19 protein-coding genes and 1 pseudogene are annotated in these 19,469 nt (G+C 63.2%); 2 read left to right on the top strand and 18 right to left on the bottom strand.

Features of this window, described 5'->3' with window-relative positions; translation table 11 throughout:
• Positions 1-37: 37 nt before the first annotated feature.
• The 5 genes from KFF05_09105 to KFF05_09085 form a co-directional block, all read right to left on the bottom strand.
• Positions 38-1,045, bottom strand: a complete 1,008-nt coding sequence (locus KFF05_09105) for a ketoacyl-ACP synthase III (protein UTW53470.1) — start codon at positions 1,043-1,045, stop codon at positions 38-40.
• A complete protein-coding gene (plsX, locus tag KFF05_09100) occupies positions 1,042-2,160 on the bottom strand; it encodes a phosphate acyltransferase PlsX (GenBank protein UTW53469.1) in 1,119 nt (372 codons plus the stop codon). Before plsX ends, KFF05_09105 begins: the two co-directional genes overlap by 4 nt.
• A 50-nt stretch (positions 2,161-2,210) precedes the next feature.
• Positions 2,211-2,396, bottom strand: a complete 186-nt coding sequence (gene rpmF / locus KFF05_09095; protein UTW53468.1) for a 50S ribosomal protein L32 — start codon at positions 2,394-2,396, stop codon at positions 2,211-2,213.
• A 105-nt stretch (positions 2,397-2,501) separates the two neighbouring features.
• On the bottom strand, positions 2,502-3,044 hold the full coding sequence (locus KFF05_09090) for a DUF177 domain-containing protein (GenBank protein UTW53467.1): 543 nt from the start codon (positions 3,042-3,044) through the stop codon (positions 2,502-2,504).
• Positions 3,041-3,595, bottom strand: coding sequence for a ubiquinol-cytochrome C chaperone family protein (locus KFF05_09085; protein UTW53466.1), 555 nt, complete (start codon positions 3,593-3,595; stop codon positions 3,041-3,043). The genes KFF05_09090 and KFF05_09085 overlap by 4 nt, the downstream gene beginning before the upstream one ends.
• Positions 3,596-3,741: 146 nt before the next feature.
• On the opposite strand from KFF05_09085, the gene KFF05_09080 reads away from it, so the two are divergent.
• Positions 3,742-4,260, top strand: coding sequence for an outer membrane protein assembly factor BamE (locus tag KFF05_09080; GenBank protein ID UTW53465.1), 519 nt, complete (start codon positions 3,742-3,744; stop codon positions 4,258-4,260).
• 115 nt (positions 4,261-4,375) lie between these two features.
• Here the strand turns inward: KFF05_09080 and KFF05_09075 are convergent, their stop codons facing one another.
• From KFF05_09075 to KFF05_09015, 13 genes and pseudogenes are all read right to left on the bottom strand, one after another.
• Positions 4,376-6,466 carry a sodium-translocating pyrophosphatase gene (locus KFF05_09075; protein UTW53464.1) on the bottom strand — a complete coding sequence of 697 codons (2,091 nt, stop codon included), beginning with the start codon at positions 6,464-6,466 and terminating at the stop codon, positions 4,376-4,378.
• 228 nt (positions 6,467-6,694) lie between these two features.
• On the bottom strand, positions 6,695-7,153 hold the full coding sequence (locus KFF05_09070; protein ID UTW53463.1) for a hypothetical protein: 459 nt from the start codon (positions 7,151-7,153) through the stop codon (positions 6,695-6,697).
• A 106-nt stretch (positions 7,154-7,259) separates the two neighbouring features.
• Complete coding sequence (thiL, locus tag KFF05_09065) at positions 7,260-8,258, bottom strand: thiamine-phosphate kinase (GenBank protein ID UTW53462.1); 999 nt, start codon at positions 8,256-8,258, stop codon at positions 7,260-7,262.
• A gap of 57 nt (positions 8,259-8,315) precedes the next feature.
• On the bottom strand, positions 8,316-8,810 hold the full coding sequence (gene nusB, locus KFF05_09060; protein ID UTW53461.1) for a transcription antitermination factor NusB: 495 nt from the start codon (positions 8,808-8,810) through the stop codon (positions 8,316-8,318).
• 8 nt (positions 8,811-8,818) lie between these two features.
• On the bottom strand, positions 8,819-9,268 hold the full coding sequence (gene ribH / locus KFF05_09055; GenBank protein UTW53460.1) for a 6,7-dimethyl-8-ribityllumazine synthase: 450 nt from the start codon (positions 9,266-9,268) through the stop codon (positions 8,819-8,821).
• Positions 9,265-10,320 carry a 3,4-dihydroxy-2-butanone-4-phosphate synthase gene (gene ribB / locus KFF05_09050; GenBank protein UTW53648.1) on the bottom strand — a complete coding sequence of 352 codons (1,056 nt, stop codon included), beginning with the start codon at positions 10,318-10,320 and terminating at the stop codon, positions 9,265-9,267. The genes ribH and ribB overlap by 4 nt, the downstream gene beginning before the upstream one ends.
• A gap of 77 nt (positions 10,321-10,397) precedes the next feature.
• Positions 10,398-10,997, bottom strand: coding sequence for a riboflavin synthase (locus tag KFF05_09045; GenBank protein UTW53459.1), 600 nt, complete (start codon positions 10,995-10,997; stop codon positions 10,398-10,400).
• Between the two features lie 9 nt (positions 10,998-11,006).
• The gene (gene ribD / locus KFF05_09040; GenBank protein UTW53647.1) at positions 11,007-12,122 is read right to left on the bottom strand and encodes a bifunctional diaminohydroxyphosphoribosylaminopyrimidine deaminase/5-amino-6-(5-phosphoribosylamino)uracil reductase RibD; all 1,116 of its coding nucleotides are present in this window, start codon (positions 12,120-12,122) and stop codon (positions 11,007-11,009) included.
• 28 nt (positions 12,123-12,150) lie between these two features.
• On the bottom strand, positions 12,151-12,609 hold the full coding sequence (gene nrdR / locus KFF05_09035) for a transcriptional regulator NrdR (GenBank protein ID UTW53458.1): 459 nt from the start codon (positions 12,607-12,609) through the stop codon (positions 12,151-12,153).
• A 64-nt stretch (positions 12,610-12,673) separates the two neighbouring features.
• Positions 12,674-13,987: a serine hydroxymethyltransferase gene (locus tag KFF05_09030; protein ID UTW53457.1), complete on the bottom strand. Its 1,314-nt coding sequence runs from the start codon at positions 13,985-13,987 to the stop codon at positions 12,674-12,676.
• A gap of 89 nt (positions 13,988-14,076) precedes the next feature.
• Positions 14,077-14,520: a ribose 5-phosphate isomerase B gene (gene rpiB / locus KFF05_09025; GenBank protein UTW53456.1), complete on the bottom strand. Its 444-nt coding sequence runs from the start codon at positions 14,518-14,520 to the stop codon at positions 14,077-14,079.
• 187 nt (positions 14,521-14,707) lie between these two features.
• On the bottom strand, positions 14,708-14,929 hold the full coding sequence (locus tag KFF05_09020; protein UTW53646.1) for a hypothetical protein: 222 nt from the start codon (positions 14,927-14,929) through the stop codon (positions 14,708-14,710).
• 65 nt (positions 14,930-14,994) lie between these two features.
• A pseudogene (locus KFF05_09015) lies at positions 14,995-18,210 on the bottom strand (methylmalonyl-CoA mutase family protein).
• A gap of 290 nt (positions 18,211-18,500) precedes the next feature.
• Between KFF05_09015 and hemB the strand changes: the two are divergent.
• Positions 18,501-19,463, top strand: coding sequence for a porphobilinogen synthase (gene hemB / locus KFF05_09010; GenBank protein UTW53645.1), 963 nt, complete (start codon positions 18,501-18,503; stop codon positions 19,461-19,463).
• The last annotated feature ends 6 nt before the right edge of the window (positions 19,464-19,469 follow it).

Genomic DNA, 19,469 nt, shown 5'->3' with positions numbered 1-19,469 from the left:
AAGGGTTGCGTGTAACAACCTAAAATCAGGCGGGAAATTACCAACGTACGAGGGCGGAGCCCCAAGTCAGCCCGCCGCCCATGGCTTCGAGCAGAAGCAGGTCGCCGCGCTTGATCCGGCCGTCCTTGACAGCGGCATCCAACGCCAGCGGAATGGACGCGGCCGAGGTGTTTGCATGCCGGTCCACTGTCGTAACGACCCGTTCCGGCGACACACCCAGTTTGCGTGCGGTCGAGTCGAGAATACGCTTGTTGGCCTGATGCGGGACGATCCAGGAAATGTCGTCGCGTTCCAGGCCGTTGGCGTCCAGCGCTTCGTCGACCACGGCGGCCAGATTGGTCACTGCATGGCGGAAAACCTCGCGTCCGACCATGCGGACATGGCCCACGGTCTGGGTCGAGGACGGCCCGCCGTCGACATAAAGAAGGTCGTTGAGCTTGCCGTCCGAATGCAGATGCGTGGACAGGATGCCGCGTTCCCGGTTGTGGCCGCTGCCGGCGCCGTCATTGTCCGCGCTGGCGCCGTTGGCGGATGCCTGCAGGACAACGGCCCCTGCCCCATCGCCGAACAGCACGCAGGTCGAACGGTCTTCCCAATCGAGAATTCGGGAAAACGTTTCGGCACCGATCAACAGCACGGTCTTGGCCTGCCCCGATCGGATGAAGGCGTCTGCGGTGGAAATTCCGTACAAGAATCCGGAGCACACGGCCTGAATATCGAAGGCGGCGCCGTTCGACATCCCGAGCCGTGCCTGCACTTTTGTCGCCGTCGAGGGGAAGGTCTGGTCCGGCGTCGTTGTCGCCAGGATCACCAGATCAATGTCGTCGACGGCGATTCCGGCATGGTCGATGGCTCGTTCCGCAGCAGCGAAAGCGAGGTCGGAGGTGAACTGTCCGTCCTCGGCGATGTGGCGCTGGCGGATGCCCGTGCGTTCGACGATCCACTCATCGGTGGTGTCGACGCGTTGGGCCAATTCGTCGTTCGTGACGACACGCTCCGGCAGATAGGAGCCGCAGCCCAGAATGATCGAGCGAGGCATGGTCATCCGTTGGCCACCACTCCGGACCCGCCGTTTCCGTCGGGGACATCCGAGCCGTTGGCGGGAATGTCGTCGTCGGTTTCCGTCAGGATGCTGGGATCGAAGGAGGCACGGAATTGTTCGTAATCCTCCTTGATGTTTTCGTTGAAATTGTTGGAAATCAGCTCGTAGGCAACATGGATTGCGTTGGCGAAGCCGACCGCGTCGGTGCCGCCGTGGCTTTTTACACAGATTCCGTTCAGACCGACGAACATGGCCCCGTTATAGCGCCGGGGGTCGACCCGCATCTTGAAGGTCATGAGCGCCGATTTCGCCAGCATGGCGCCCAGCTTGGCCGGTAGGGAGCTGGTCAAGGCTTCCTTCAGGAATTGGCCGAACAGCTTGGCCGTGCCTTCGGCCGTCTTGAGCGCGATATTACCGGTGAACCCGTCCGTGACGATCACGTCCACGGTGCCGGCGCCGATGTCGTCGCCTTCGACGAAGCCGTGGAAGTGCAGCGGAAGCTTGGAATTCATCAAGCCCTTGGACGCGAGTTTGACCGCCTGGTTGCCCTTCAGGTCTTCCTGGCCGACGTTGAGAATGCCGACGGTGGGCTTTTCCAGGCCCAGCACGTTGCGCGCGAAGACCTCGCCCATCACCGCGAACTGGATCAAGTTCTCGGCATCGCATTCCACATTGGCGCCCAGGTCGAGCATGACGCTTTCCCCGCGCCGCGTCGGGAAATAGGTCGCGATGGCGGGTCGGTCGATGCCCGGCAAGGTCTTGAGCACGAATTTGGCCATGGCCATGAGCGCACCGGTGTTGCCGGCCGACACGATACCCGCGGCCGTGCCGTCGCCGACGGCGTTGATGGCCAGGCGCATGCTGGAATTCCGGCCCTGGCGAAGTGCCTGGGCCGGCTTGGCGTCGTTGGTCACGATATCGGCCGTATGACGCACCTGACACGCCGCGCGGGCCCGGGGAAACCGGTCCAGCAGCGGGTTCAGGCGGGCTTCGTCACCGAACAGGAGAAAACTGACACCCGTCAGCCGCTCAAGAGCCGTGTCCACGCCTTCCACCACCATGTCCGGGGCATTGTCCCCGCCCATGGCGTCGATGGAGAGCGTCAGGTTATCCGACAAGGAAATGTCCTTTCCCGACTGCCTCGTTGTGTTAGCGCCTGGAAAGCAGGCTACGCGGCGTCGTCGGCTTCGATCACTTCGCGGTCGTCATAATGACCACACGCCTGACACACATGGTGGGGGCGCTTCAGTTCACCGCACTTGGGGCATTCGTTATACGAAGACGGCGACAAGCGGTGATGGGCTCGCCTCATGTCCCTTTTCGACTTCGAGATCTTCTTCTTTGGAACAGCCATGTTGACTACACCTTCATTCAAAAAACGCCCGGGCGGCGAACCGCCTGCGGCGCAAAGCCGGTTACTTAAACAATCTCGCTTTTACCTGCAAGCGCTAACCCACCATTATTTTTCAACATCGCGCAGTTTCGCAAGGACCGCGAAGGGGTTGTTTTTGGGCGGATCGGCCTCCCCGCCTCCGTTCTGGGCCGTATTTTCGACCGTCGGCGCGTCTTTGGCGCGGGGATAAGGCTCCATTTCCAGGGCCGTATACTCGCAAACCGCTGCACCGGCATCAATCACGCCGCCCTCGATCAGATCGGGAGAATCGTCGTCGAAGGGGTCAAGGTCGGCATCTTCATTTTCAGGGGGCGTATCGATGTAAACGTGGCGAATCGGCCCTTCGACACGGGTCTCGACCGGCTCCAGAGTGACCACGCAGGACTGCACCAGGTCGGCGACAACGGTTCCGTCCAGGACGAACCGGCGCCCCGGCTCGGCCCGCAGTTTGACGCGCGCAACCAGGGATTTGACTTCGGGAATGTCCAGGAAATCGGCCAATGCCCGGCGTTCGTCATCGTCGGCGTCGATGGTCAGGGACACGACATCGCCGCGCAGCAGGTCGCTCACCTGAACCGGTTGGCTCAAAGGAAAAACACCGGCGGTCATTGCCCGTCCCCCTCCGGTGCCCATTCAGGGCCCGTGAACGCAACGCGCCCGGCAAGCAGGTCCGCATCCCCTAGGGCCGTCAGACTTGCCGTCTGGGCCCGTACGTAGCCTGCCAGGCGCACCACGGCGGCATCAGGGGGCGTGGCGTTGCGGTAAAGGTTACGGCGCAGGGCGCCCTCCAGAGCCCCCTCGCCGCCCGTCAGACCCTCGCGGTAGGCGGTCATACGGCCATAGAAGCCCTCGACCATCCTCTGGATACGCCGGCGCACGCCCTCGTCGCCGAATCCCATTTCGCGCAGATTGAGGTCCAGATCCTCGAACAGCACGTCGAACAGGTCCTGTTTCAGCTTGACCGGGTCCGGGGATACGCGGTTCAGGCGTTCCAGAACCAGGAACATGTGCAGCAGGATCAGATCGTAGCGGCCGTCTTCCGTGTCGGCGACGCCGCCGGCCCCATAGAACGCGGGTTGGCGTGCCTGACGCACGACGTCGCCATACAGGCTGCGTGCGGTCTTGGCGCCGGAAGAACGCTTGAAAAGGGATAGGATCATCGCCGTTTGAACCGGATTTGGGGAAAAACCGCCATATGGGCCCTGGACATGCGCACTCGCGTGACTAATTATCAAGTCCGATTTACCGGGTCCGTTTAGCAAGTCGTGCCGGGCCTTGCACGCAAGAAGATCGCCACCGGCCGAACATGACACGAAATCCCAAGACCTACCGCAATCTCATCACCGCCCGCCCCTGGCTTGGCCTGACGGCCGCCGTGCTGGTGTCCGTGGCCGTTGCGGGGTGCGCCACGCGGGTCGCGGTGCGCGGTAATCTGCCGGATTCCGAACGCTTGGCCGAAGTCGTGCCCGGCGATATGAGTCGCGAAGAGGTGGCGGAAATTCTGGGTTCTCCGTCCAGCGTCACGCCTTTCGATTCGCACCTTTGGCTCTATATCAGCGAAAAGACGGAAACCTTTGCCTTCATGGCGCCCAAAGTTCTGGAGCGCAATGTGATCATGGTCCGTTTCAGCGACAAGGGACTGGTCAAGGAGGTCAAGAAACTCGACCTGTCCTCGGCCCAGGATATCAAACATGTCGAGCGGATCACGCCGACATCCGGCAACGAGATCACCTTCTGGGATCAGTTGTTCAACAACATGGGGCGCTTCAACAAAAACAACACCGACACCGTCACGCCGGGCGGCCCGACTGGCGGCCTGCCGTAACGTAGCGAGCGGGCTTGGCTGTCCGTCCTTCTTTTTCTCGCTCGATCAGACACGAAAAAGCCCCGGAGCAAACCGCCCCGGGGCTTCGTCGTATTAGGTTCGCGAAGGCCCTGGTTTAGGCGAGAATCGCCAGCAGCAGGATCGCCACGATGTTGATGATCTTGATCATCGGGTTGACGGCCGGGCCGGCGGTGTCCTTGTAGGGGTCACCGACGGTGTCGCCCGTCACGGCCGCGTGGTGGGCGTCGGAGCCCTTGCCGCCGTGGTTGCCGTCTTCGATGTACTTCTTGGCGTTGTCCCAGGCACCGCCGCCGGAGGTCATCGACAGCGCGACGAACAGGCCGGTGACGATGGTGCCCATGAGCATGGCGCCGAGCGCGGAGAACGCCGCGGACTGACCGCCGATCGCGTTGACCACGAAGTACATGACTGCGGGTGCGAGCACCGGCAGCATGGACGGGACGATCATTTCCTTGATCGCGGCCTTGGTCAGGATGTCAACGCACTTGCCGTATTCCGGCTTGGCGGTGCCTTCCATGATGCCCTTGATCTCGCGGAACTGGCGGCGCACTTCGACGACCACCTGACCGCCCGCGCGGCCCACGGCCATCATGCCCATGGCGCCGAACAGATACGGCAGCAGGCCGCCGATGAACAGGCCGATCACCACGTAGGGGTCCTGCAGGGAGAAGGTCACCTTGACGTCCGGGAAGTAGTGCTTGAGGTCCTCCGTATAAGCGGCGAACAGCACCAGGGCGGCCAAACCGGCGGAACCGATGGCGTAGCCCTTGGTCACGGCCTTCGTCGTGTTGCCCACGGCGTCCAGCGCGTCGGTGGTGGTGCGCACGTTGTCCGGCAGTTCCGCCATCTCGGCGATGCCGCCGGCGTTGTCCGTCACCGGGCCGAAGGCGTCGAGCGCCACCACCATACCGGCCAGGGCCAGCATGGTCGTCGCGGCGATGGAGATGCCGAACAGTCCGGCATTGAGGTAGGAGATGATGATGCCGGCGCAGATCACGATCACCGGCATGGCGGTCGCTTCCATGGACACGGCGAGACCCTGGATCACGTTGGTTGCATGGCCGGTTTCGGAAGCCGCGGCGACGCTCTTCACCGGGCGGTAGTCGGTGCCGGTGTAGTATTCGGTGATCCACACGATCAGGCCGGTGACGCCCAGGCCGGTCAGAGCCGCGATGAACAGCTGCGTGCCGGTCACCGTCTTGGCGCCCATCTGAATGACCGTTTCCCAGCCGATGAACATGGACACGATGCCGCCGATCAACGCTGCGGAGATCACGGCCGAAGCGATGAAGCCCTTGTACAGGGCACCCATGATCGACTGGCTGGAGCCCAGCTTCACGAACCACGTGGCGACCACGGAGGCGACGATGCAGACGGCGCCGATGATCAGCGGGAACAGCATCATCTGTTCCTGGGCGGCGCCCGTGAAGAAGATGGCGGCCAGCAGCATGGTGGCGACCATGGTCACGGCGTAGGTTTCGAACAGGTCGGCGGCCATGCCGGCGCAGTCACCCACGTTGTCGCCCACGTTGTCGGCGATGACGCCGGCGTTGCGGGGATCGTCTTCCGGGATGCCGGCTTCGATCTTGCCGACCAGGTCGGAACCGACGTCCGCACCCTTGGTGAAGATGCCGCCGCCCAGACGCGCGAAGATGGAGATCAGCGAGGCGCCGAAGCCAAGTGCGACCAGGGCTTCGAGCACATGGCGCATGCCTTCGGCGGTCGTGGTGTCGACCATTTCACGCAGCGCCACGTAGTAGCCGGCGACGCCAAGCAGCGCCAAGCCGACCACCAGCATGCCGGTGACGGCGCCGGATTTGAACGCGACGTCCAGACCGCCGGCCAGGCCCTTGGACTGGGCCGCCTCGGCGGTGCGCACGTTGGCGCGGACCGACACGTTCATGCCGATGTAGCCGGCCACGCCGGACAGGATGGCGCCGATGAAGTAGCCGATGGCCACGGTCATGCCCAGTTTCAGGCCAAGCAGAATGCCGACCACGGCGCCGACGACGGCGACGGTGGTGTACTGGCGGTTCAAGTAGGCGGCCGCACCTTCCTGAATGGCGGCGGCGATTTCCTGCATACGTGCGTTGCCGGCAGGCGCCGACAGGACGGAGCGGATGGCATAGGCGCCGTACAGTAGCGCCAGGACACCGCAAGCGATGACCAAGGTGTAAAGCGACATTCTCGTTTATCCTTCATGCATGTGAATAGTGCCGCCGGGATAAACACTCCCCTACCCCAACATTCGGCGGCCCTTGTGATTATTATTCAGCCGGCGTCACAACATGCGATTCCGACCGGAAAGCCGCCGGGAACATACGCAAAGACTTTTCATAAAGCAACCGCCATGGGCAGGAACGCGGCCCCCACAGGCCCCTGTCAGGGACCGTAAAAACCGACCGATGGCGGGTTATTTCTGGGGGGTGTCGACGACCGATTGGATCAGCACGCTCTGCACCACACCCTTGCCCAGGACGATGTCGGCGCGCAGCTGCAAGCGCTGCTGCAGGATGGCCAAATTCAACTGGTCCTGTTCCTTCAACATGCGCGGGATGAAGGTGTGAAGATCTTTGAAGAAGGCGTCCTTCAAGACCGGTGTCATCTTGCGCACTTCGGCAAAATGATCGTCGTTCCAGACTTCCAGCTTCAATTCGAATTGGAAGTTTCCAAGCACCTTTCCGTTGCCGAAAACGTTGACCAGCAAGGGAGTCATCTCGACGAACTTGGCTTCGCCCTTGCTCGGCCGCTTGGGTTTTTCAACCTCAGCATGGGGGTTGGCGAAGGGGCCGAGCTCCATCCATTTCATGACGCCGACGGCGCCGCCCAGGATGCAGATCAGAACGATGAACCCGATAAAGATCTTTTTCATTGGCGTTGGCCGTCAGCCGTTCCGTCTGTGGTCAGGGAGATCGCGTGGCGTCATTATGCAGGTGGCGGCCGGGCGTGCAATGCGGACGATCACCCCGCCCCGACCGTTAGAAATGCCGGTACCCCCCCGGGCCCAGGTCCAGCACCGCCCCACCGGGGCCGAGCAGGCGGACATCCGGTTCCGTCGTCATGGTCCCGATACGGGCCACGGGAACGCCCGATTCGCGGGCGGCCGTGGCGACCGCGGCCGCCGATGACGGAGGCGCCGTAAACGCAAGCTCGTAATCGTCGCCGCCGGTCACCAATGTTTCCAGCAGGCCGGGATCGGCCGCGAGCGCCGTCCGCGCCGCATCGGACAACGGCAGATCCTGGACACCGATCTCGGCGCCCAGGCCCGACGTCTTCGCGATATGGCCGACGTCGGCGGCAAGGCCATCGGAAACGTCGATGCAACTCGTGGCGATGCTCACCAGGCGTGGGCCAAGGGCCGTCCGCGGCCGTGGCCGGTCATAGCGGTCACGCAGGAACGCATCACCGTCGACACCGGCGAGCGTCCGCCCGTCGCGGGCAACCAGAAGGCCGAGGGCTGCATCGCCGATCGACCCGGACAGGTAAAGATCATCACCGGCCTGCGCCCCGGACCGGCGGAGAGCCTGCCCTGCGGCGACCCAGCCGAGTGCCGTAATCGAGAGCGTGAGCGGCCCGTTCGTGGTCAGGGTATCTCCCCCCAGCAGGAAGATGCCGTGTGCAGCCTGCATGTCCCCAAGACCGGAGGCAAACGTCTGCAGCCAGCCGGGAACGATCGGCTTGGGGGCCGCCAGGGCCAGGGTATAAGCGGCCGGTGTGGCGCCCATGGCGGCCAGGTCCGACAGATTGACGCCCAACGCCTTGATCGCCAGGCATTCCGGGCCGGCATCGGCCAGGAAATGCTGCCCCGCGACCAGGGCATCGGTGGTCACGACCAACTGGCAGCCTGCCGGCGGTGTCAGCAATCCGGCGTCGTCCTTGAGGTCGAGCGCTTCCGGCCGGCCCTCGGTCAGGGGTCGGAAATAGGCGGCGATCAGGTCGAATTCGCCCAATCTGTCCGGTTCGTCGTTGTCGCTCATGCGGTTAGGTGCATCCGTCGTGTCCCCCATCCATTGGGAGGGAAATTGTGGCGACCTTTAAGTGAACTCCGCCGGACGGAGTTCGCGGCCCAGATGGTCGAGAAAGCCGTTGACCAGGGCCGGTTCGCGCCCGTCGAAAAAGGCGTCGGCGACGTCCACGTATTCCTTGATGACGACCACGGCGGGAACCTGCGGCCGTTTGGCCATTTCAAAGGCCGCCGCACGCAGTACCGCGCGCAGGAGGGCTTCCAGGGACTCCACCGTATGCGGGTGGTTGAGCGCCATCTTCAGGTAGCGGTCGACGCCCTCAAGATCGTTGCTGACCCCCGCGACCAATTCCTTCAACAGGTCCAGATCCGGTGGCGTGAAGCCGTTTTCGTCGTCGTTGCCGCCATTACCGTCATCGGCGTCGAGAGCGGACGACGACCAGCGTTCGGCCATGATGGCTTCCAGTACCGGATCCGCGCCGGCGCCAGCCAGATCCATTTCATACAGCGCCTGCACGGCTGCCAGACGGGCCGAACTCAACGGGGCGGATCGGGTTGCACTCATGATGGTCTTCAACCTCCGCCGAAACGCTGTTTGATGCCGATCATGGCAAGGCAGGCGCGGGCCGCTTCGGCGCCCTTGTTCTTGCCCTTGGGGTCGGCGCGCACATGGGCTTGGTCCCCGTTCTCGCAGGTCAGCACCCCGAAGCCGAGCGCCAAGCCGTCCCGCGTCGTCAGGTCCATGATGGCGCGGCTGGCTTCGGTGCAGATATGGTCGTAGTGACTGGTCTCGCCGCGAATCACGCAGCCGAAAGCAAGGAACCCAGCGTATTTCCCGCCGAAGGCCGCATGGCGGATGGCGGCGGGAATTTCGAATACGCCCGGGACTTCCAGCCGTTCGTGATGCAGGCCGGCCTCGGTCAGCAGCGGCAGGGCGCCGGCGATCAGGCCGTCAACAATGTCCGGGTAGTAGCGGGATTCGACGATCAGGACTGTGCCCTTCGGGGCCTCGGCGGCGCTCACTCGGCACCTCGATCGATGGGGTGGCGGCCGACGATGGTCAGCCCATGGCCGTCCAGGCCGACCACGGTCTTGGTCGAGTTGGTCAAAAGGGTCATCTCCGTAATGCCGAGGTCGGTCAGGATCTGTGCGCCCACGCCGTAATCACGGAGCTGGCCGGATGGCTTCTCACCCTCGCCCAGCTTGGCCTTGACCCGGTCGGACAGGCTGGTCGGCATGGGTTCGCGGATCAGCACGATGACCCCCCTGCCCATCTCGCCGATGATTTCCATGGAGCGCTGCAACAGACCGTCGCCCCCCCGCGAATTGTCGCCTAGGACGTCTTCCAATACATTGAGCGCGTGCATGCGCACGGGCACCGGGCCGCCTTGGCTGATGTCGCCCTTGATCAGGGCGATGTGTTCCGCATAGGCCACGGTGTTCTGATAGATCGCCATGGTGAAGCCGCCACCGTGGCGGCTTTCGAACTGCGTTTCCAGAATGCGTTTGACCAACCGGTCGTTTTGCCGCCGATAGGCAATCAGGTCGGCAATGGTCGCGATCTTCAGACCGTGGTGCTGGGCGAAGCCGACCAGATCGGGCATGCGGGCCATGGTGCCGTCGTCGTTCATGATCTCGCAGATCACGCCTGCCGGGTTCAATCCGGCCAAGCGGGCGATATCGACAGCACCTTCCGTATGACCGGCACGTACCAAGGTGCCACCGTCGCGGGCTTCCAGCGGGAAGATATGGCCGGGCGTGGCAATGTCGGCGGCCCCCCGGGCAGGATCGATGGCGACGGAGATGGTGCGCGCCCGGTCCGAGGCTGAGATGCCCGTGGTGACACCCTCACGGGCCTCGATCGATACGGTAAAGGCCGTCTGATGGCGTGATGAGTTGGTGCGGCTCATATGCGGCAGGTTCAAGGTTTCGACCCGCTCGTGGGTCAGCGCCAGGCAGATCAGCCCGCGTCCGAAGCGCGCCATGAAATTGATGGCGTCCGGCGTCGCCATCTGGGCCGGAATGACCAGATCGCCCTCGTTCTCGCGTTCTTCATCGTCGACAAGAATGAACATGCGCCCGTTGCGGGCATCTTCGATGATGTCCTCAATCGGCGAAAGGATGCTGTCGTAGCTATTAACGTCTTTTGATTTCAAGGGGCTGTACCGTTCATCTGCATTAGCCGCGCAACATAACGCGCAAGCATGTCGATTTCCAGGTTCACCGCCGCGCCGACCGTCAGGCCGGCCAGCGTCGTCTGTTCCTGGGTGTGGGAAATGATGTTCACCGTGAAGTCCTTGTCGGCAACGGTATTGACCGTCAACGACACGCCGTCGAGGGTCACGGACCCCTTGGCCGCGATATAGGGGGCCAATGTCTCGGGGGCGCGGAATGTCAGCTTCAGAGAGTCGCCCTCGTGCACGCGCTCGGCCAGTTCGGCCAGACCGTCGACATGGCCGGATACGATATGGCCGCCCAATTCATCCCCGACCTTCAAGGCACGTTCCAGGTTGACCCGCGTGCCATCGGTCCAGTTGCCGACGGTCGTCAGACGGCGTGTTTCGCCTGAGGCCTCGAAGGCCATCCATCCCGTGCCTTTTTCGATCACCGTCAGGCAGCAGCCCGAACAGGCGACGGAAGCCCCGATGTCGATCATGGCAGTATCGAAGGCCGTTTCGATTTCCAGCCTGCCGTCGTCAGCCTTGTCGATGGCGCGGATGCGCCCGATGTCTGTAATAATGCCGGTAAACATGCCTGATACTTACGCCGGTCGCGGGAGAACCGCCAGCACTTCCAGAATGTCATCGCCGACCATCTCCATGGACATCCGGTGGAACCGCACGGCTTCGTTCATGGTTACAACAGATAAGGGGGCAATCGCAGGCACGCCGTCGCTGCCGACAATGACCGGGGCATGGAACCAAGCCATGCGGTCGACCAATTGGGCTTTGAGAAACGCCGCTGCAACCGTGCCTCCGCCTTCGATCAGCAGACGCGTAATGCCGTTATCCGCAAGCGCGGCAAGGATTGCCGCCGGATCGGGGCGGCCGTCCGGCCCTGCGGCGACGCGAACTACCTGTGCGCCCTTTTTCTCCAATTTTTCAGCGGCTTCCAAAGGTGAATCCGGGGTCGTAACGACCCAAACCGGCACATCGTTTGCCGTCGATATCAGGGCACTGTCAGGCGATATGCGCAGATGTGTGTCCAGCACCACGCGGGCCGGCGAGCTTTCCATCATCCCCGGAAGGCGGCAGGTCAATTCCGGGTCGTCGGCAAGAACCGTCCCGACCCCGACCAGGATGACATCGGATTGGGCGCGCATCAAATGTCCGCGAGCCCGCGCCGCACTGCCTGTGACCCATTTGCTGTCCCCGCCCTGGGCCGCGATGCGGCCGTCCAGGCTTGAAGCGGCTTTCAGAGTAACTAGGGGGCGGTTATCGGCGTTGCGTTTGAAGTAGCCGGCATTGACCTCGTTGGCTTGTTCTTCCTCAAGGCCGGTCAGGACGTCGATGCCCGCCTGTTCCAGGGCGGCGATGCCCTGCCCCGCCACGCGCGGGTCCGGATCCGTCACGGCAACAATGACGCGGGCAATACCGGCGTCGATCAGAGCTTCGGTGCAAGGGCCGGTCTTGCCCGTGTGGCAGCAAGGTTCAAGCGTGACATAGGCGGTCGCCCCGCATGCCAGGTCGCCTGCACGGGCCAGGGCTTCCGTTTCCGCATGGGGACGTCCGCCCGGCTGGGTCCAGCCGCGTCCGACCACGCGGCCGCCACCGTCGGGGCAGCCTTCAAGGTCCGGGCGGACCAGGACGCAGCCGACAGCCGGATTGGGCCAGGTATTGCCCAGCCCGCGCTGTGCCAAGCCCAGCGCCATGACCATGAACCGCCGGTCGTGTTTGGTGAATGGCTTAGTCGTCTTCGCCACTTAAATTCTCGACGAAGGCCTCGAAATCCTTGGCCTCGCGGAAGTTTCGGTAGACGGAGGCAAAGCGGACGTAGGCGACCTGATCCAGGTTGGCCAGATTCTCCATGACCATTTCGCCGACCACCTTGGAGGGAATCTCATTCTCCCCCAGGGTTTCCAGCCGACGCTGTATGGAATTGACGATCCGCTCGATACGGTCCTCGTCGACCGGACGCTTGCGGAGCGCGATGTGCAGGGAACGCGACAGCTTGTCGCGGTCGAAGGGGGTCTTTTCCCCGCCTTTCTTGACAACCACAAGTTCACGCAGTTGGACCCGTTCAAACGTCGTCCAGCGGGCGCCACAGGCCGGGCAGAAGCGCCGGCGGCGCACCGCCGAGCCGTCTTCGGTCGGCCGGGAATCCTTCACCTGAGAATCGTCATGTCCGCAGAATGGGCACCGCATCGGTCACTACTCCCCAATATTTTGTGTTTTGTACCCGCTCAGGTCTAAACAAGCCGTTACCGGCCTAGATGTTCGAATAGATCGGAAAATCCCGACACAGCCGGCCCACGGCTTCGGCCGCCTTGGCTTCCACCGCAGAATTGCCGTCCGGATTGGCGGCGACGCCGTCCAGCACGTCGGCGATCAGGTTGCCGATTTCGCGGAATTCAGCCTCGCCGAAGCCGCGCGTGGTGCCCGCTGGCGTGCCGAGCCGGATACCCGAGGTCACCGTCGGCTTTTCCGGGTCGAACGGCACACCGTTCTTGTTGCAGGTCATGCGGGCGTTTTCCAGGGCAGCCTCGGCCGCGACCCCGGTCAGCCCCTTGGCGCGCATGTCGACCAGCATCAGGTGCGTGTCCGTGCCGCCGGCGACGATGTCGAAGCCGCGGGAAACCAGCGTTTCCGCGAGAACCCGGGCATTGGCGACGACGCGCGCCGAGTAGTCCTTGAATTCCGGGCGCAAGGCTTCGCCGAAAGCGACCGCCTTGGCGGCGATGACATGCATCAGCGGCCCGCCCTGCAGGCCCGGGAACACGGCCGAATTGATCTTTTTGGCGATCGCTTCGTCGTTGGTCAAAATCATGCCGCCGCGGGGACCGCGCAGGGTCTTATGGGTCGTCGTGGTGGCGATGTCCGCATAGGGGAACGGGCTCGGATGTACCCCGGCGGCGACCAGGCCCGCGAAATGCGCCATATCGACCATCAGCAACGCGCCGACCTTGTCGCAGATCTCGCGGAACTTGGGGAAATCAAGGGTGCGGGGATAGGCAGAGCCGCCGGCGATGATGATCTTGGGCTTGTGTTCCATGGCCAGGCGCTCGACCTCGTCGAAATCGACCAGCGCGTCCTGGCGGCGCACGCCGTACTGCACGGCATCAAACCACTTGCCCGACATGGCGGGCGGCGCCCCGTGGGTCAGATGGCCGCCGGCGGCCAGGGACATGCCCATGATGGTCTCACCCGGCTTGACCAGGGCCAGCATCACGGCACCGTTGGCCTGCGCGCCGGAATGGGGTTGGACGTTGGCGAAACCGCAGTTGAACAGCTTCTTGGCCCGGTCGATCGCCAGGGTTTCCGCGACATCGACGAATTCGCAGCCGCCGTAATAGCGCCGTCCGGGATAGCCCTCGGCGTACTTGTTGGTCATGACCCCGCCCTGGGCCTCCATGACCGCACGGGACACGATGTTTTCCGATGCGATCAGCTCGATCTTGTCCTGCTGGCGTTTCAGCTCGGCGCGCTCGGCGGCGTAAAGCTCCGGGTCCGTCTCGGACAACGGTGCTTCGAAGAAGCGGTTGAGGGACGGGTCGGCGTATTTCGGGGTATCGGCGTCGGGCATGGCGGGTTCTCGGTCCTTGAAGTTCGGTTGCAGCGCCCGGACGCCGTCGGCAGCGGGCGCGGATGTTCAGGCTATGTGGCGGGCCGGCCCTAGGCCGGGGTGGACAGCTTGTCCACGCGGCGGCCGTGACGGCCGCCTTCGAAGTCGGTTTCCAGGAATATTTTAAGGCAATCCTTGGCCGTTTCGGCGCCGATCATGCGGCCGCCGAAGCAGATCACATTGGCGTCGTTGTGCTGGCGGCACATGCGCGCGCCCAGGGCATCGTGGATCAAGGCGGCGCGGACTTCCGGATAGCGGTTGGCGGCAATGGAAATGCCGATGCCGGAGCCACAGACCAGCACCCCCAGGTCGGCTTTGCCGTCGCGGATGGCCTGGGCCATGGCGAAGCCGAAATCGGGGTAATCGACCGAGTCCTCGGAATTGGTGCCAAGGTCCAGGACCTCATGGCCCATGTCGGCAAGCTGCTTCAGCAGATCGGTTTTCAAGGCGAAGCCGGCGTGATCGCAGGCGATGGCGATGGGTTTGGTGCTCACAGGTGTCCACCTAGGGCTTTTGGAAGGCTGCGTTCGTCCGGCGGCAGTGATACCACATCTCGATTCTTGCCGCTACACGAACACAAGGGCTCTGTGCCGCTCCAGATGTAGAAATCGTTGGGTCGGCGCGCAACATGTGGAAAAACCGACGGGGAAAATCAAGCGCCGAATTGTCCCCCGGCAATGTTCAGGCCAGCAGGTCCGTGCGCCCGGTGCGGCCCGGCCCCATGATCTGGGCGCGGCGCTTGCGCAGCACGTATTTCAACTTGCGGACGGCCAGGCGCTGAACCATCGATTGGGAATACTTGGAATCGCAGATGGAGATCACTTCGACGCCCGTGCGCGGGTCGATGGCGGTGACGCGCACATAGCGTCCCTTGGGCTGGAACTCGAACAGCACTTCCGGCAGGTAAACGTCGTCTTGCGTGGCCAAGCCAGAGCCCTTTATTTCAGCGGCCGTTCAGGCCGGTCCGACTACATGTTCCGGCGGTACTGTCCGCCCGCGTCGAACAACGCGTCCGTAATCTGTCCCAGGGAACACGATTTCACGGCCTCCATCAAGGCGGCAAACAGGTTGCCGTCCGCCGCGGCGGCGGCCTTGAGGTTGGCCAGCGCCGCCTGGGCGTCCTCGCGCCGTGCATCGTGAAACGCTCGCAGCCGTTTGATCTGATTCTGTTTTTCCTCTTCCGAAGACCGCTGCAACGGGGGTTCGGCCAGGCCCGCGTCCGGATTGGGATTGAGGAAGGTATTGACGCCGACGATGGGCAGACTGCCGTCGTGCTTGAGAGTCTCGTAATGCAGGGATTCCTCTTGAATCTTGCCCCGCTGGTAGCCCGTTTCCATGGCGCCGAGCACGCCGCCGCGCTCGGAAATGCGCTCGAACTCCTGCAGCACGGCCTCTTCCACCAAGTCTGTCAACTCGTCGATGACGAAGGCCCCCTGGTTAGGGTTCTCGTTCTTGGCCAGGCCCCATTCCTTGTTGATGACCATCTGAATGGCGATGGCCCGGCGCAGGCTGTCCTCGGTCGGCGTGGTGAAGGCCTCGTCAAAGGCATTCGTGTGCAGGGAATTGCAGTTGTCATAGACGGCGATCAGCGCCTGCAGGGTGGTGCGGATGTCGTTGAAGTCCATTTCCTGGGCGTGCAGGGAACGGCCCGAGGTCTGGATATGGTATTTGAGTTTCTGCGAGCGCTCGTTGGCGCCGTAGCGCTCCTTCATCGCAACGGCCCAGATGCGCCGCGCGACCCGGCCCATGACCGTGTATTCCGGGTCCATGCCGTTGGAGAAGAAGAACGACAGATTGGGTGCAAAATCGTCGATCTTCATGCCGCGGGCCAAATAGGCCTCGACGAAGGTGAAGCCGTTGGCGAGGGTAAAGGCCAACTGCGAGATCGGGTTCGCCCCGGCTTCGGCGATGTGATAGCCGGAGATCGAGACGGAATAGAAATTCCGCACCTTGTTCTCGACGAAATAGGCCTGGATATCGGCCATCATGCGCAGGGCGAATTCCGTCGAGAAGATGCAGGTGTTCTGACCCTGGTCTTCCTTGAGGATGTCCGCCTGCACGGTGCCGCGCACGTTGGCCAGGGTCCAGGCGCAGATGTCGGCCGCTTCCGCGTCGTCGGGCGCCCTGCCCTTGTCCGCTTCAAACTTGGCGATCTGCTGATTGATGGCCGTGTTCAGGAACATCGCCAGGATGGTCGGTGCCGGGCCGTTGATGGTCATGGAGACCGAGGTATTGGGGGCGCAAAGGTCGAAGCCGTCGTAAAGCTCAGCCATGTCCTGCAGGGTCGCGATCGAGACGCCGGAATTACCGACCTTGCCGTAGATATCCGGGCGTTCGTCCGGATCGAAGCCGTAGAGCGTCACGGAATCGAAGGCCGTCGACAGGCGCTTGGCCTCGGACTCCTTGGACAGGTATTTGAACCGGGCATTGGTGCGCTTGGGATCGCCCTCGCCGGCGAACATGCGGGTGGGGTCTTCCTCGGTCCGCTTGAAGGGGAACACTCCGGCCGTATAGGGGAAATATCCAGGCAGGTTTTCCCGCATCAGCCATTTAAGCAGTTCGCCGTGATCTTCATATTTCGGCAGGCTGACGCGGCGAATCGTGTTACCGGACAGGGTCGTGCGGGTCAGCGCATTGCGGATTTCCCGATCCCGCACGGTGATCACCATCTCGTCGCCTGAATAGGCGTCTTTCAGCGCCGGCCAAGCATCCAAAAGGGCATGGGCTTCGGCACTCAGTTCTTTCGACTTAGAGTCAGCAAGACTCGCTATATCGTTGGAAGTCTTGCCCATTTCTTCCAGCATGCGACCTGTTTCCAGGGCTTGCTGGCGGGCCCGGGCGATCCGCGCCTGGGCCTCGGCGCGGGCCAGGTAGCCGCGCACTTCGTCCGCGATTTCGGCCAGGTAGCGTTGACGGTCCGGCGGTACGATGGCCTGACCCGGCTCCGACGTCCGCACCGCCACTGACGGCAGCAGATGGGGCAACGCCGGAAAACCCTTGGCCGTGAACTGGCTCAGCAGTTCCTGGTAGACCGCCGTCACCCCGGCGTCGTTGAACCGGGAGGCAATCGCGCCGAACACGGGCATATCGTCGGGTTTGGCGCCAAAGGCTTCGCGGTTGCGCTGGACCTGCTTGCGCACGTCGCGCAGGGCGTCCATGGCGCCTTTGCGGTCCATTTTGTTGATCACGATGACATCGGCGAAATCCAGCATGTCGATCTTCTCAAGCTGGCTGGCGGCACCGAATTCCGGCGTCATGACGTAAAGCGAGACATCACAGAACGGCACGATACCGGCATCCCCCTGCCCGATCCCCGGCGTTTCGATGATCACGATGTCGGCGCCCGAAGCCTTAACGGCAGCGATGATGTCGGCCAGGGCCGGAGGCACTTCGGTCTTGGCGTCACGCGTCGCGAGAGATCGGAAGAATACATTGGGCGCGTTGTTAGCGTTCATGCGGATGCGGTCACCCAGCAGCGCCCCGCCGGTCTTGCGCCGGGTCGGGTCGATGGCGACGACGGCGATGCGCGGTTCACCCGAGCCAAAGCGGAAACGCCGCACGATCTCATCGGTCAGCGACGATTTGCCCGCCCCGCCCGTGCCCGTGATGCCAAGCACCGGCACCGTGTCGCGGCTATGGGCGATAGCGTTCAATTCTTTCAATAGGGGTTTGGGCAGACGGCCGTCCTCGATCGCCGTGATGATGCGGGCCAGTTCGGCCGCGTCGCCGGTCTTGAGTCCCCCCAGATCCTTGGGCAGATCGGCGGAGAGATCGCGCCGTGCTGTCTGGGTCATGTCGGCGATCATGCCCTGCAGGCCCAGACGACGGCCGTCCTCGGGCGAATAGACACGGGTCACGCCATAGGCTTCAAGGTCCCGGACCTCGTCGGCGACGATGACCCCGCCGCCGCCGCCGAACACGCAGATGTCCGGTCGGCCGCGCTCGCGCAGCAGGTCGATCATGTATTTGAAGTATTCGACATGCCCGCCCTGGTAGCTTGAGACGGCAATGCCGTGGGCGTCTTCCTGGATGGCGGCGGTCACGACCTCGTCGACGGAGCGGTTGTGGCCCAGATGGATGACCTCGGCGCCCTGCGCCTGCAGGATGCGGCGCATGATGTTGATGGCGGCGTCATGGCCATCAAACAGGGCGGCGGCGGTGACGAAACGGACCGGATGCAGCGGCCCCTTGCTGGTGGCGCCAGGGGCCTGTTTCGACCCGGCAGCGGGAAGTGTGTCGTCCGGCACGATGGTGTTTCCGTTCCCAATTATCGTTATGGTTTCCGTTTACGTAAACGTAAGGCAAATTCCATATCGGGTAAAGGGACCAATCCCCTTAACGCGAGGCCAAGGGGCGCCGAGAAACGTTGACTTTACCCCGGGCCCAAGGGATTTTGTCGGCTCCGTCCAAGCCATTTGGCTGACTTGACCCTCATTGGAAGCAACCGCCCGTGTCCACATTTCCCCGCAAGCGCATGCGCCGCAACCGGCGTGAACCCTGGATCCGGCGGCTGGTCGCCGAACACAAACTGTCCTCGGACGACCTGATCTGGCCGGTGTTCGTGGTCGAGGGCACGAACAAGCGCGAACCCATTCCGTCGATGCCGGGTGTCGAACGCCTGTCCGTCGATCTGCTGGCAGGTGCGGTGACCGAAGCCCGCGAACTTGGCATTCCCGCCATTGCCCTGTTTCCCTATACGAACGACGATCTGAAGACCCCGGACGCCAAGGAAGCCTACAACCCGGACAACTTGGTGTGCCGCGCCGTGCGCGCGGCCAAGGCTGCCGTGCCGGACGTCGGGGTGATCTGCGACGTGGCGCTCGACCCCTTCAATTCCGACGGCCATGATGGTCTGGTGAAGGATGGGATCATCCTCAACGATGAAACCGTTGAGATTTTGGTCAAACAATCCCTGGTCCAGGCCGAGGCCGGCTGCGACATCATCGCCCCGTCGGACATGATGGACGGGCGCGTCGCCGCCATCCGCGACGCCCTGGATGACGCGGGCCGTCAGGACGTGTCCGTGCTGGCCTATGCGGCCAAGTACGCCTCGGGCTTTTATGGGCCATTCCGCGACGCCGTCGGCTCCAAGGGGGCCTTGAAGGGCGATAAGGCGACCTATCAGATGAACCCGGCCAACGTGGACGAAGCCATGTGGGAGGTCACTCTGGACGTCGAGGAAGGTGCGGACATGGTCATGGTCAAGCCGGGCCTGCCCTATCTGGACGTGGTGCGCATGGTGAAGCAGGAATTCCGTCTGCCGACCTTCGTTTACAACGTGTCGGGCGAATACGCGATGCTGCGCGGTGCCGGCGATGCCGGCTGGCTGGATTACGACAAGGTGGTGGTGGAAACCATGATGGCGTTCAAGCGCGCGGGGGCCGATGCGATCCTGACCTATGCGGCCCTGGATGTCGCGCGTCTGTTGCGCGGGTGATGGGCG

The organism is bacterium SCSIO 12827 (assembly GCA_024397995.1).
Taxonomy (GTDB): Bacteria; Pseudomonadota; Alphaproteobacteria; order Rhodospirillales; family Casp-alpha2; genus UBA1479.
This window is presented reverse-complemented; position numbering and strand designations above follow the sequence as displayed.